This window comes from Microcoleus sp. Pol11C3, from assembly GCF_036701485.1.
Taxonomy (GTDB): Bacteria; Cyanobacteriota; Cyanobacteriia; order Cyanobacteriales; family Microcoleaceae; genus Microcoleus.
Window position 1 is genome coordinate 20,984 of the sequence record NZ_JAUBQW010000066.1, and the last position, 12,808, is coordinate 33,791.

The following is a 12,808-nucleotide window of genomic DNA, read 5'->3' on the forward strand; positions in this document are numbered from 1 at the left end:
TCAATTTAGCCCCTGTGATATTGCTGGTTTATTTGCAAACTGCACGGTTATTTACGTTTCTAACAATCGTGCCTGGTTTGCCATTAATCCGAACCGGGTTCTTAGTGCTGGCTCGAATCAAGAGAGGCTGTTTGGCGAGACATTCTCTGATTGATGCTGCCCAGGCGGTGAGAGCTCCGGTGTATTCTGTACGACCCGCTGGGGCGCTAAACTGATCGGTAATTAGAAAATCCGAGGTGATGCTAGTGTCAGTAGCAACATTGGTAATAATTGGAAAATCAAAGGCTCGCGGCAAGGTTCTGTCCTGGATTATGCCCGGTAGCAACTGGTATTTCATCGAGCCGCCTTTGTAGTCAAAACCTGCTTGAGGGCTGGTTGGAGGGCTTGTTTGAGCCAACCCAGGAACAGGCAGGCTGGCTACCAAAACGGTGCAAAAACTCCAAAATAATTTCGATTTCATCTGATTCATCTCCTCAACTTTATGACGATTAGCACTAATTAGGTAGGCTCTAAAAACAGTAGCTTTTATGAAAAAAGCGCCTCATGACATTGAGCTTTTGAGTTTGAGTTTAACCTACCTATTTTATTACCAAACATCCTCAAAAATGTTAAAACTGGTTTGCCTGACAAACTGTAGAATAGTTTCAGTTGAGTTAGACATTTACACATCTGAAGTTGTTACAGCCTTTGGGAGTCGGTTTTACCAGAATGATTCATTTTTGAGCGATGTCATTGGAACTTTATCAAATTTTGTCTCAGATATCAAGTTTTGCCGATCGGGTATCACGTTTTAACACTGGTTTGCGGCTCGATCGAGGTTTGAGTGTTGCGGGCTATACCAAAGCGAGAAAGATGCTAGAGTGCATCGATGGGCGTTTGAGTATTTTCAGGCGACAATAGACACAGAAGGGGCTTGAAAATAGGTGATTTTAGTGGAAGATAGTAAATTTATCGACGTATCGGACATTATGGGTGTTCCCGTGGCTCCGGCGGGTTACAAATCGGGCTTTGTGGGTATTGTCGGACGCCCGAATGTCGGAAAATCAACGCTGATGAATCAGTTGGTGGGGCAGAAAATTGCTATTACTTCGCCGGTGTCTCAGACGACGCGCAACAGGCTGCGGGGCATCCTGACGACGGATGAAGCACAAATTATTTTTGTCGATACTCCGGGAATTCACAAGCCACATCACCAATTGGGCAAGGTTTTGGTGCAGAATGCCCGCACAGCGATTCAGTCGGTAGATGTGGTGCTGTTTGTGGTGGATGGTTCGGTGGAATCGGGAGGGGGCGATCGATATATTGTCGAAATTCTCAGCAATACCAAAATTCCGGTGATTTTGGGGATGAATAAGTTGGACGAACAACCGGAGGATTCTGTGTTGATCGATCGAACTTACGAGCAAATTGTCAATCCTGAGTGGCCTGTAGTGAAATTTTCCGCTCTCACGGGCGAGGGTGTCGAGCCACTGCAACAATTGTTAATCGAACATTTGGAGGTTGGGCCTTATTATTATCCGCCCGATTTGGTCACAGATCAGCCGGAACGCTTTATTATGGGCGAATTGATTCGGGAACAGATTTTGCTGCTGACGCGGGAAGAAGTGCCACATTCTGTAGCAATTGCGATCGACATCGTTCAAGAAGAAGCAAAAATTACGCGCATTCTGGCGACAATTCACGTCGAACGGGATTCCCAAAAAGGCATTTTAATCGGTAAAAGCGGCAGTATGCTCAAGTCGATCGGCAGTGCGGCCCGGGAACAGATTCAAAAATTAATTGAAGGCAAAGTGTATTTGGAGTTATTTGTCAAGGTGCAGCCGAAGTGGCGGCAGTCTCGCACTCGTTTGGCGGAATTGGGCTATCGCGTGGAAGAGTGAAACTTTATCTGTTGGCAGTTTCCCTCTCTTAATCCTGATGTGCTCAGAAGCAGATTAAAAACCAGATTGACAATCTGGCCATATCCGCAGCCCTAGGCTAAGTTTTTGCAAAGGTCGAGAACACAATAACGATAATTCCAACTATGAACTACCGAAACCACATCACGATCGAAGCAAATAAACGCGGTGGTAAGCCTTGTGTGCGCGGCTTGCGAATTACGGTTTATGAAGTGCTTGAGTACCTGGCTTCCGAGATGACCGAAGCAGAAATTCTCGACGATTTTCCCGATTTGACACGAGAAGATTTAAAAGCCTGCATAGCTTATGCTGCTGACCGCGAGCGTCGATTTATGACCGCGACCTTATCGGCATGAAATTACTTTTTGATGAAAATTTGTCGCCCAAGTTGCCGAATCGTTTGAGCGATATTTTCCCAAATTCGCTTCACGTTCGAGATGTGGGCATGAAAGCAACGATCGACCCAATAGTTTGGGATTATGCAAAAGACAATAATCTGATGATTGTCTCGAAAGACGCGGATATGCACGACCTGAGCTTAGTATTTGGGAATCCACCGAAAGTTATTTGGCTTTGCCTTGGAAACTGTTCGACATTGCAAGTTGAAAATTTGCTACGTCGGGATTTTAACGCCATCAAATTATTTTATGAAGACGAGAATTGATCGCTGCTTGCTTTATCATAATTGTACCGCAACTGCGCTATAATTATAAGTTAGCTTGCCAGCCCCGTCATACTCTAACTCTTACAACTCTGCCTAGTTCCTATAAAGAATCTGAATAATTTCCCTAAGTTTGCCTGCTAGTATATGTCTGATAACATGATTCGTGTCTGTGCCTTTTGTAAAAGACAAAGCCGTTTAACCAAAGAGCATTTGTTTCCTAAGTCATTACTTGACCACAAAAAGGATGAACGCAAACCAGAGCGTAGTAAGAGGTTCTTAGCAAAAATCAATAATTTTGTGGATGGAGAGCCAAGTATTAAAGATGTATGTGCTGTTTGCAATAATGGAGTTCTGTCAAATCTAGATGGTTATTTTAACGAGATTTACAAGAGATATATAGGGCTTGCTGAATAAGTCCACAAATCGAATCTAAGTGCCAAACAGCTTTAAAAATGGGAGATTCGGAGATGGGTGTCCCAAATTTACTCCACAATTTTCCACCGAAATCCAAGGATTTTGAGCCGACAAACGTCATAACCTTGCACTTTTTTGGGTTTAAAAGTCTTGAAACCCCTGGCAGTCATAGCTTCTAGTTTTATTCAGCAAGCCCTATATATGTAACTATGTGGCTTTGGGGCAGTCCAAGAGGTTTACATACGATTTTGACAGGCTCGCTCGCTGGTTACTCAAAATCTCATACAACTCTGCTCGCATCCATGACTCACCCGACAAATCTAGTTTAGAGAAATGCGTAGACTTTATTCTTCATGGTAAACCAAAGCCAAAAGGCTTAAGTATTTTCTTATTACTTGTAACTCCTCACAAAATCAAAGATCCGATGGTATTGCGACCTTCATTACGAGATATTAAAGAGATCAAGCCAGATGTCTTAAGAGCCACACGAGGTGATGTCTATTCACCCAATCCAGGGAAAATAATATTCCGAATTGTACATATCAATTCTTATTTTTTTTTATGTTTAGTGCCAGATCAAGAATCTTACCGAGCAGCCCAATGGTATGGAGATATGAAAGGTATCAAAAAACGTTATCCAGGAATTTATCAATTAAGATCGAACAAGAAAGATGCTAACGAAACAAGTGTAAATGTTAAAGGTGCTGTTGATATCATTAAGATGTTTGAAGACTATAGCCCATCAGCAAACTTGGAGGACATTTTCGATCTAATTGAATGAAAGAGCTGCCCAACACATTCAAGCCAACTGGTTGAGCCAACAATCCCCGTACCTTGATAGTCGGGGAGTGTCAACAACAACTATCAAGGCAACTCAACGGAACTCGGTTTAGCAATGTGAGGCAAGCCCCAGCCCAATTTTTCCCGCAAAATGTGGAAAAACTCAAAAGATTGCACCCGAATAAAGCGGGCTGGGTACTGAGCTCGCTCGACTTGCACCCAATCTTCGGGCAGAACATAACATCCGCCGTTACCATCTACCACCATTACCAGGCGGTTCGGACTCGCCGGCAAAATCTTGACCGGCTCGGTGTTGGAAAACACCAAAGCCCGCGAAGCCATTGAATGCGGGCAAATAGGCAGCAACTGCAACACCGGCACTCCGGGAATAATGACAGGGCCACCGGCTGAAAGCGCGTAAGCTGTCGATCCTGTGGGAGTTGCGATGATAACTCCATCTGCGGCAATGTCAATAGAGGCGTGCTGCCCGATCGCCACTTCAAAATGACACATACAAGTCAGCGGTTCCCGGTGCAGCACCATTTCATTGAGACAAAGGGCTTCCCAGAGGCAGTCGTTTTCTCGAAACAGCCGCACCGCCAGCATTGATCTTTCTTCTATTTCGTATTCTCCGGCGATTACCTTTTCCAAAGCTTGCGGCAGCAAGTTCAGGTAAGTTTCTGTTAAAAAGCCCATGTGACCGGTATTGACAGTCAGCAGCGGCACTCCAATCGGAGCGACTTGGCGAAATGCCGACAGCACAGTACCGTCGCCACCCAAAACCACTGCAAACTCCATGTCGCTGTCAAAACCGGGGGGGACGAGTTGGTCGATCGGGTTGTGGCACAGGGGGCGATCGGGGCTAGAATAGCCCAGAATTCCTCCGGAACCAGAAACCGAGAAGACCTCCCAGCCGCGGGCAGTCAGCTTGTCTTCCAACTCTGCGGCGATGCGACAAGCCACAGGTTTAACATCGTTGTATATAATTCCTGCTTTCGGCACTTTAAAATGTAAAGGGCATTTTTTGTTTACTCCGTTTTTTAGTCTTAAGCTGCTCGTACTCTATTTCCTTGAGCTTCTTCATAATCAGATTAAAGTATTCTTCGAGATAAGACTCCAAAGTAGTAGTTTCTTTGGGGTCGATTCCGAAGACACTGTAAACATCATCCATCGGAGCTTTCAAGGGTTTTCCGGCTGCCAAAACTTCTGAAAAAGCCAATCTGTCAGCTACGTTCCAACTCCACTGAAAGAACTTAGCAAATTGACGAGTAGCCTTCAACAAGGCGTCTGGGGTGCGCGTAATTTTGGCTTGCTTCCCTGATAGCCGTTCGCACAACCGCACGATTTCTTCAGCATCCCAAGCGCGATTTCCCACCACCGGAAAGCTTTTTTTCTCGGTTTCGGGAACGGAAAGGGCCCGGACGGCAAATTTAGCAACGTCCTGAGTGTTCATGTAGGCAAGGGCGGAAGGCTTGTTGGGCAGCCAGACTGCCTGATTGTCCAAAATCGGCATTGCATACAGGCTCAGTAGTCCTTGCAAAAAGCCGCAAGGTCTCAAGATTGTGTAGTCTAGACCGGATTCTGCTAAGAACAATTCGGTACAGCGCTTGATTTCCAACAAGGGGACTTGGGGATATTTCTCCGCGTCTAGAAAGGAAAAGAATATGTAACGCTTGACGCCTGCTGCTGCTGCTGCTTGGATCAGCGATACTTTTCCGTCCCAGTCTACTCTTTTGATGCTGACTGAATCGGCTGCACTGGCTGTTGCTGCATCGATAATAGCACTGACGCCTTCTAGCGCCGGAGGCAGACTGTCTGGCTGGCAAAGGTTCCCCGGTACGAGTTCAGCGCCCCATTCTTTCAAAAATGCAGCTTTTCTGTAACTTCTGACTAAACAGCGCACCTGGTAGCCCTCGTCTAGGGCGCGGCGGGCTATTTGGCGGCCGAGAGTGCCGGTGGCACCTAAAATCAATAAAGTCATCTAGGGATTAATTATGAATCTTAAACTTTCTATAAGATGGTATCAGGTTTTGGTTAAGTTTGTTATAAAAACTTAACAAAAACCTGAAATTTTCTCATTTTAGGCTTGAGATATTCTGCACAAGGCTGACTTTCGGCAGCAAGTAGACTCTAGAAGGCAGAAGTTTGAAGACTTCTGAAGGATTGGTTGAAAAAAACTTATTCTTCGCCGCCTTGCAATTTGAGCAGGAGGAAGCCTCCACCTATACCCACGAAAATTAGGGAAAAGGACAAAAAGGCTGCATTGAAAATTTCAGGATTCATGGTTTTATATGTCTAATTGAGCGATCGCATTAAATAAAGATAATATAATTTGGGGCAACCAGGTACATGAATGCTAAAATTTCAGTGCCGAAATTCCTGTATTTTGTTGGAGAAAACTGCCTTGAGTCTCGATCGGGAATCAAAACTAGCTGTAACTCTGGGAGATCCGGCGGGAATTGGCCCGGAAGTGATTCTCAAGGCATTGGCAGATCCGGCTGCTGGTTTGATGGTAACGGTTATAGGTTCTAGGATAGTTTTGCAGCAAACTTACGATAAGTTGCGATCAAGCAATCCAGCAGCAGAAGCGGCAAATCCCGAAACATTAAATATTATTGATATCGAACCAGACAGCAAGTGGGGCGAAATTGTCCCAGGTGTCGGGAGTGCAGCTAGCGGGGCGGCTAGCTTTGCTTACATGGAAAGTGCGATCGCCCGTACCATCGCCGGCGAATTCTCCGCGATCGTGACAGGCCCGATTTCCAAAACTTGCTGGCAGGAGGCAGGTTACAATTATCCCGGACAAACAGAACTCCTCGCAGAAAGAGCAAAATCGCAGCGATTCGGAATGCTGTTTGCCGCTACATCTCCCCACAGTGGCTGGACGCTCGTAACTTTACTAGCTACCACACATATTTCTCTGCGTCAAGTCCCCGATGCTTTGAGTCCAGAATTACTGAGTGAAAAACTAGAATTACTGATAGACTGTTTGCGGGAAGATTTTGGGCTGGAAAGACCGAAAATTGCGATTTCTGGCTTAAATCCTCACAGTGGCGAAAATGGCAAACTCGGAAATGAAGAGCAAGACTGGATGATACCTTGGTTGGAAACGCAGCGCGATCGCTTTCCTCAAGTGCAGTTAGACGGGCCAGTCCCCCCCGATACCCTGTGGGTAAAACCGGCTAAAGTTTGGTACGGTTTAGCCAAGGAAGCTCACGACGGTTACTTGGCAATGTACCACGACCAGGGGTTGATTCCAGTAAAATTGATGGCTTTCGATAAAGCAGTCAACACTACAATTGGCTTGCCTTTTGTCCGCACCTCTCCGGATCACGGCACAGCTTTTGATATTGTAGGTCAAGGGATTGCGGATGCCTCCAGCATGAAGGCAGCATTGCAGTTAGCGGCTCAGTTGGCTAGTCGCCGAACAGCAGTTAAAATAAGGCGATAGCTTTAGTACGCCTGACGCTTGGAAAAATTGTGTCATTCCTATTGATTTTCGCTGGGGTGAGGCGGCAAGCAAGCTGGTAATTTTCTTCGGTCGATAAAAATCAACTTTTGGTAGCTCAGTATGGCAGAATCTAATGATAATTCAGGCAAAATATATCAGTCAGAAAAAGAGGTTTCTGATGCAACTCTGGCAAGTTCTAAAGCTGGAGAGCAACTTCAGGAATTGCTAACCATACTGACGGAATTTCAGTTATTGAAAAAATCCAAAAAAGAGCAAAGCGAGCTGAAATTACCGCTTTCGGAAAAGTCGGTTCAGCGATTAGAGGATGAGGAAAATCGGCGCAAACAATTGTCTTTCCTAATCGAATCACCGAGTATTGTACCGGAAGTATTAACTAATGATGAAGAGATCCCCTCTCAAAGACGAGAAAACAATAATGAGGAACCCGATTTATCGATAGCCGGAAAGGTATCTAAAAAAAATCGGCCGTCGGAGGAAGAATTAGAACAAGCAGTAGAAGAGTTTAAGCGGTTGCAAGAACTGCTGTTTGAAAGGGATTTACCGGAATTTTACAGTAATGTTTTGAGCGTGGAACAAAGGTTAGAAAATTTTGAGAATTTGATGTCGCAACCCCAAGAGTTGATGACTTTACTGAAACCGTTAATTCCTGAGTTAGTGAGAGATGAATTAGAGGGGTTGAAGTCGGAATTAAACAAGGCGATCGCACTCGCTAGCAGTGATCAAGTTAATCGGCTCGAATTGCAGACAAAAATAGCGGATTTGGAAAATAAAATTGTTAACTTCAACCAGCAGCCACTGCCGAATTCAGAACAGTTAATGCAACGGGTGATGTTGGTGGTGGGCGAGTTGCTCAAGCGTAAGGTAGAAGAGTCTAAGTTAGAGGTAGCTTCGGCGATCGCACCAAAAGTCAATCAAGTAATTCACAATCAAAACGGACTTGAAGAACAGGTAGTAAGAATTGAAGATAGAGTTGCGAATATTCAGCAGCGTTACCAGCAGCAACCTGAAGATTTAATCAAGCAGCTAGTACCAGTAGTTAGCGAATTGCTGAACCGCAAAATTAGTGAATTAAAATCAGAGATTGTAGAAGCTGTTACCCCCTCAGTACAGGTAAGAATAGCTTGGGTAGAAATAGAAGAAAAAGTATTGAGCATCATCGAACGCCGACTGGCTACGCAACAGTCGCCAATTCAGAAGCCGGAAGAGATAATGGCGATGCTAATGCCGGCAATAACTGACTTGCTGAATCAGAAAATAGATGAATCAAAATTACAAGTAGCAGCGACGATTGAACCTTTGATACAATCAGCAATTCTTCAAAGAGAAGTTCAAGGAAAATTGAGCGATGTAGAAAGTAGACTTAATAATCTTCAGCGACAGCAAAAATCTCAGCCGGAAGATATAATGGCAAGGTTAATGCCGTTAATGATTGAGTCGCTGAACCGGAAAATCGAGGAGACAAAGTTAGAGGTGAGAGAGGCGATCGCACCTGGTGTCAACACGGCTATTCAAAACAGCGGTATTGCAGCCCATATATTAAATAATGAAACTAAGATTGTCGAAGTTCAGCAGCAAGTTTTAGCCGAGATAGAAGGGTTGATGGCAAGAATAATGCCAGTGATTGTAGAAATGCTGTCTCGAAACATCGGAGAAGCAAAGCTAGAGATAGAATCTGCGATCGCCCCGGCTGTTGATGCCATCATTCAGAATAAAAGGATCGATCAAAGACTCGCGAAGATCGAACAACAGATTGTGGCGATCGAACACCGGATTTATGAATCGACAGACTTGTTTACCGATTTACTGAAACCTTTAATTGACGAGCTGATGGTTAGCCATCACGCCCAACTACAAAAGTCGGTCATCGAATCTATTTTACCATTGTTAGATGAAGTTGTAAGTTATAATTACAGACTCAACGATAAAGTAGGGGAACTCGATCGCAAAATTACTGATGCGGAATGGGGAGGCAATCGGGAAGAATTACTCGCCCGAATTAAAATCATGTTTCCCGAAATGATGCTCCAAACCATTAATGAGTCGAGACAATCATTTGTCGAAACCATAAGTCCGATAATTGATGAAATAATTAATACGAAAACCAGAGAAAACAGACAATCGATGGGAGTAGCCATATCGCCGGCTCTGACTGTGGGAATCAGCCACAGAATGAGTGAATCTCCCGATGAAATTGCAATGGCGATCGCGCCGGAAATGGCCGCTGCTATCAAACAGCAAATTCATCTCAAGCGAGAAGCAATGTCGGATGCACTTTATCCGATCATCGGCAGCACGATTTTAAAATACATCGCCGAGATGATGGGGGAGATTAATGAAAAACTCGAATCAGCTTTAAGTCCAGAGGGAATTAGTCGCAAAATTAAAGCAAAATTGCAGGGCATTTCTGAAGCAGAATTGCTGATGAAAGAAACAACACCACTGAGTGTTAAAGCTGTTTTTTTAATTCAAACACAATCGGGATTAGTAATTTCAGCAGTGCAGAAGTCTGAACGCGAACAGCTAGAATCAGATATGGTAGCGGGGATGCTGACTGCTATTCGGGCTTTTGTCAACGATTGCATATCTCAGTCGGGAAATATTGCAGAGATTGATGCTATAGAATACGGCACATCTACCATAGTATTGGAAGTTGCGGGTTCGTGTTATCTGGCAGTAGTGATGCAAGGAGAAACCCGCCAGTGGTTTAAGTACAAAATGCGATCGATATTCAAAAAGATTGTTCAAGAATACGGGGATCAAATCCAGTCATTTAACGGCGATCCAGCCACTGTGCCGGCAGAAGTAAACTCGAACTTGCAAAAATTAATCGATACAGAGGTAAAAGTTAAATCTCCTAAACGGTCAATTTTACCAATTATCTGTTTGGCAGCGTTAGGTTTAATTGGCGTACCTTGGGGAATTCATCAATACCGCAGCGGAGTTGAAGCGAGCTTAGAAGCAGATACGAATTTAGCTTTACAATCCGCTCCTGAGTTATCGGTTTATCGCCTCGCGGCAAATGTTAAAGATAAAATATTGGAGATTTCTGGACGAGTGCCGAATCAAAAGCTGCGATCGAAAGCGGAAAAAATAGCTCAGCAAGCGGCTCCCAAATCAAGAATTGAAAATAAAATTATAGCCGTTGAAGTGCCTCCCGATCCGGTTTTAGTCGAAGCTGATGTCAAGCGGACGGCAGCTCTTTTGAATAAAGTAGAAAGCATTGATATCTCGGCTCGCTATGCAGAGGGAAAAGTTGCAGTTGCAGGCAGCGTAAGCAAAGTGCCAGATGCTCAGAAAATAACTCAAGCTTTTGAGAAAATTCCGGGGGTGAAGTCGGTAACAAATACAGTGATAATAGGAACTCCACTGCCACCAAAGATAATAATGCCAGTTCGCGTGTATTTCGATGCAGGTTCGGCAAGTTTGCAGGCGAAAGACGTAGCAGAAAAGCTTAGTAAAATCAAGGAATATATGGAGAAAAATAGCACGAAGAATTTAAGGATAGTGGGCTACAGCGATTTTAAAAGCACTCCGGTAGAAAATCAAAAGTTGGCACTGGAAAGGGCGACAAATGTGAAAGGTATTTTGGTTAGACAAGGGATAAATGGCAACAGAATACAAGTTGCTTCTACTAAGGGTCGTCCTGAAGGTGTGGAGGCAAATCAACCACTGTGGCTCAGCAGATTGGTAGTATTTGAGGTGATAAATTAAAATTGCGAATTGTTGACAGTTGACTGTTGACAGTTGACTGTTGACGGCGTTGAGTGATGACAACTGACAACTGACTCTTAAATTAATCGAACTCGGCCGGAGGTAAAGGCTTGTATTCGATCGCCCGCCAAGCATACTAACAAGCGACCGCTTCCGTCAATGCCGGCGGCTTCTCCGCAGATGGTTTCCGACGGAAGTTCGATCGCCACCGGGCAGCCAATCAACGCATCGCGGCGGCGCAATTCGGGCAAAAGTAGCGCTAAACCGGACTTGGAGGCTGGCTTGTCGGTAGTAGAAAACATATCGGCTAGTTCGAGTAAATAGTGCCGCAGTCGATCGACCAAACACAGTTCATCTGGTACTGTACTAGCAATAGAATGCAAGCTTACCGCATTGCCGATCGCCATTTCATCCAATCCCGCAGCCGCAAAATCTACGCAGCGGTTGAGTCCAATTCCCACAACGGCGCGAGTTTTGCCAGAAACATTGCCGTTGGTGGCTTCGCAGAGAATTCCGGCTAATTTGTGGCGATCGATCCAGACATCGTTTGGCCATTTCAGGCGCAGCATATCGCGACAGTCGGGAACCAAATCTTCGATCGCGAAAATCACAGCTAAACCCGCTGCTAAACTGAGTCCCGGCAACAGAGTGGGGCTGAGGTTTTCGAGTACAAAACTAACAGTCAAGACACCGCTTGGGGCGTGCCAGGTGCGCCCGTGTTGGCCGCGCCCGCTGGTTTGCCGCTTGGTAAATACTGCATCTCCGTGGTGGAGTTGGGCCGCGCGGGCGATCGCCCAACTGTTGGTACTGGGGCAGGTATCCAAGGAGTGTAGCCACTGAGGGAGGTTTGGGCGATCGGGTTGTGGGGTTGCGGGCACGGGAGTTAAGGGCAATTCAGACAAGGTTTGATTTGTAGTATTTGATATCTAAAAGCTGATTATCGCATTTTCCAGAAGTGCCACCTCGCGCGACGGCGAGAATTCAGAGAAATTGGAGTGTAGTACAGTTTCAGCATCAGATTTACCTTACGCCAAAACATCAGTTTAGCCGCCAAATCTCTTGATTTATAAGGATTTTGGGGGATACAGAGGGTTGTTGGAGCGATCTACACCCCTTTAAAAAACCCAATTTAAAAAAAAGTTGTATTACCCCCTTGACAGTCTTGTAATACGTAATGTAGTATAAATGTATGGCGAAGGGGAAAGAGCTTCAAAGCCTTACCCCACGAGCAACATGAACCTTGAAAACTGAATAGGAAGTTAATCGTGTCACATAATTGTGGACATTGGCGGTGTAGACTCCGGCAACAATAGCCCGAGCGGCTTGTAGTACGCGGAATCAACCGCCACCCGTCCAAACTTCAGTAATTCAAGGACAAAATATTGTTCATTTTCGCGGGGGTATAGCTCAACCGGTCAGAGCAGTCGCCTGTCGAGCGAAAGGTTGCGAGTTCAAGTCTCGTTACTCCCGTCAAAGTCCCGTAGGCAAAAGTCAAGCCGTCTCCCCCTCAAGGAGAAGATTGCGAGTGCAAACCTCGTCGGGACTCCCAGGTTAGGTGGCTGAGTGGCTCAAAGCGTCGGTCTGCAAAACCGATTTTCGCGGGTTCAAATCCCGCCCTAACCTCTGTTCCCAATCAGAAATTAAAAAATAGAAATTAAAAGATTCAACTAACAGTTTTTTAATTAATTTTTTTAACTTTGAAAAGGAACGAAGCGAAAGTGACATTGCAGCGTAGCTTAATCGTAAAGCGCCAAGTTCATACATTGGTCAATGCGGGTGCAAATCCCGCCGCTGCCATTGGTGACAAGTTAAGAAGAGCGATAGAAAGTCAAGAGGGACTTTCTTAACAAGCTCAAACGTGTGAAACTC

General features: G+C 45.1%; 13 protein-coding genes and 4 tRNA genes. 12 read left to right on the forward strand and 5 right to left on the reverse strand.

The features are described 5' to 3' along the window. Positions 1 to 28: 28 nt before the first annotated feature. Positions 29 to 460, reverse strand: a complete 432-nt coding sequence (locus QUA40_RS16160; protein WP_333127526.1) for a hypothetical protein — start codon at positions 458 to 460, stop codon at positions 29 to 31. Positions 461 to 726: 266 nt separating this feature from the next. Here QUA40_RS16160 and QUA40_RS16165 point away from each other — a divergent pair, with 266 nt between their 5' ends. The 6 genes from QUA40_RS16165 (at position 727) to QUA40_RS16190 (ending at position 3,757) form a co-directional block, all read left to right on the forward strand. After that, complete coding sequence (locus QUA40_RS16165) at positions 727 to 900, forward strand: hypothetical protein (RefSeq protein ID WP_333127529.1); 174 nt, start codon at positions 727 to 729, stop codon at positions 898 to 900. Positions 901 to 968: 68 nt separating this feature from the next. Then, the gene (gene era / locus QUA40_RS16170; protein ID WP_333127550.1) at positions 969 to 1,880 is read left to right on the forward strand and encodes a GTPase Era; all 912 of its coding nucleotides are present in this window, start codon (positions 969 to 971) and stop codon (positions 1,878 to 1,880) included. Between the two features lie 143 nt (positions 1,881 to 2,023). Beyond that, entirely contained in the window at positions 2,024 to 2,254 is a 231-nt protein-coding gene (locus QUA40_RS16175) for a DUF433 domain-containing protein (RefSeq protein WP_006634608.1), read from the forward strand. After that, on the forward strand, positions 2,251 to 2,562 hold the full coding sequence (locus QUA40_RS16180; protein WP_333127531.1) for a DUF5615 family PIN-like protein: 312 nt from the start codon (positions 2,251 to 2,253) through the stop codon (positions 2,560 to 2,562). The genes QUA40_RS16175 and QUA40_RS16180 overlap by 4 nt, the downstream gene beginning before the upstream one ends. A 144-nt stretch (positions 2,563 to 2,706) precedes the next feature. Continuing rightward, positions 2,707 to 2,976, forward strand: a complete 270-nt coding sequence (locus QUA40_RS16185; protein WP_333127533.1) for a hypothetical protein — start codon at positions 2,707 to 2,709, stop codon at positions 2,974 to 2,976. Between the two features lie 211 nt (positions 2,977 to 3,187). Beyond that, on the forward strand, positions 3,188 to 3,757 hold the full coding sequence (locus tag QUA40_RS16190; RefSeq protein WP_333127536.1) for a hypothetical protein: 570 nt from the start codon (positions 3,188 to 3,190) through the stop codon (positions 3,755 to 3,757). 83 nt (positions 3,758 to 3,840) lie between these two features. Here the strand turns inward: QUA40_RS16190 and QUA40_RS16195 are convergent, their stop codons facing one another. The 3 genes from QUA40_RS16195 to petM all read right to left on the reverse strand — a co-directional run bounded on the left by QUA40_RS16195 (position 3,841) and on the right by petM (position 6,039). After that, a complete protein-coding gene (locus tag QUA40_RS16195) occupies positions 3,841 to 4,758 on the reverse strand; it encodes an NAD(+) kinase (RefSeq protein ID WP_333127538.1) in 918 nt (305 codons plus the stop codon). Between the two features lies 1 nt (position 4,759). Continuing rightward, positions 4,760 to 5,737, reverse strand: coding sequence for an NmrA family NAD(P)-binding protein (locus tag QUA40_RS16200; RefSeq protein ID WP_333127540.1), 978 nt, complete (start codon positions 5,735 to 5,737; stop codon positions 4,760 to 4,762). A 197-nt stretch (positions 5,738 to 5,934) separates the two neighbouring features. After that, positions 5,935 to 6,039: a cytochrome b6-f complex subunit PetM gene (gene petM, locus QUA40_RS16205; protein ID WP_172189541.1), complete on the reverse strand. Its 105-nt coding sequence runs from the start codon at positions 6,037 to 6,039 to the stop codon at positions 5,935 to 5,937. Positions 6,040 to 6,109: 70 nt separating this feature from the next. Between petM and pdxA the strand changes: the two genes are divergently transcribed. Together pdxA and QUA40_RS16215 are read left to right on the forward strand one after the other, a co-directional pair. Further along, positions 6,110 to 7,207: a 4-hydroxythreonine-4-phosphate dehydrogenase PdxA gene (gene pdxA, locus QUA40_RS16210; protein WP_333127542.1), complete on the forward strand. Its 1,098-nt coding sequence runs from the start codon at positions 6,110 to 6,112 to the stop codon at positions 7,205 to 7,207. 120 nt (positions 7,208 to 7,327) lie between these two features. Continuing rightward, positions 7,328 to 10,939: an OmpA family protein gene (locus QUA40_RS16215; protein WP_333127544.1), complete on the forward strand. Its 3,612-nt coding sequence runs from the start codon at positions 7,328 to 7,330 to the stop codon at positions 10,937 to 10,939. A 77-nt stretch (positions 10,940 to 11,016) separates the two neighbouring features. On the opposite strand, the gene QUA40_RS16220 is transcribed toward QUA40_RS16215, so the two are convergent. Continuing rightward, a complete protein-coding gene (locus QUA40_RS16220) occupies positions 11,017 to 11,841 on the reverse strand; it encodes a biotin--[acetyl-CoA-carboxylase] ligase (RefSeq protein ID WP_333127546.1) in 825 nt (274 codons plus the stop codon). A gap of 494 nt (positions 11,842 to 12,335) precedes the next feature. On the opposite strand from QUA40_RS16220, the gene QUA40_RS16225 reads away from it, so the two are divergent. From QUA40_RS16225 to QUA40_RS16240, 4 genes are all read left to right on the forward strand, one after another. Next, a tRNA-Asp gene (locus tag QUA40_RS16225) sits at positions 12,336 to 12,409 on the forward strand. Positions 12,410 to 12,413: 4 nt separating this feature from the next. After that, a tRNA-Glu gene (locus QUA40_RS16230) sits at positions 12,414 to 12,488 on the forward strand. After that, a tRNA-Cys gene (locus QUA40_RS16235) sits at positions 12,489 to 12,562 on the forward strand. A gap of 103 nt (positions 12,563 to 12,665) precedes the next feature. After that, positions 12,666 to 12,736 (forward strand) — tRNA-Met (locus QUA40_RS16240). Positions 12,737 to 12,808: the final 72 nt, after the last annotated feature.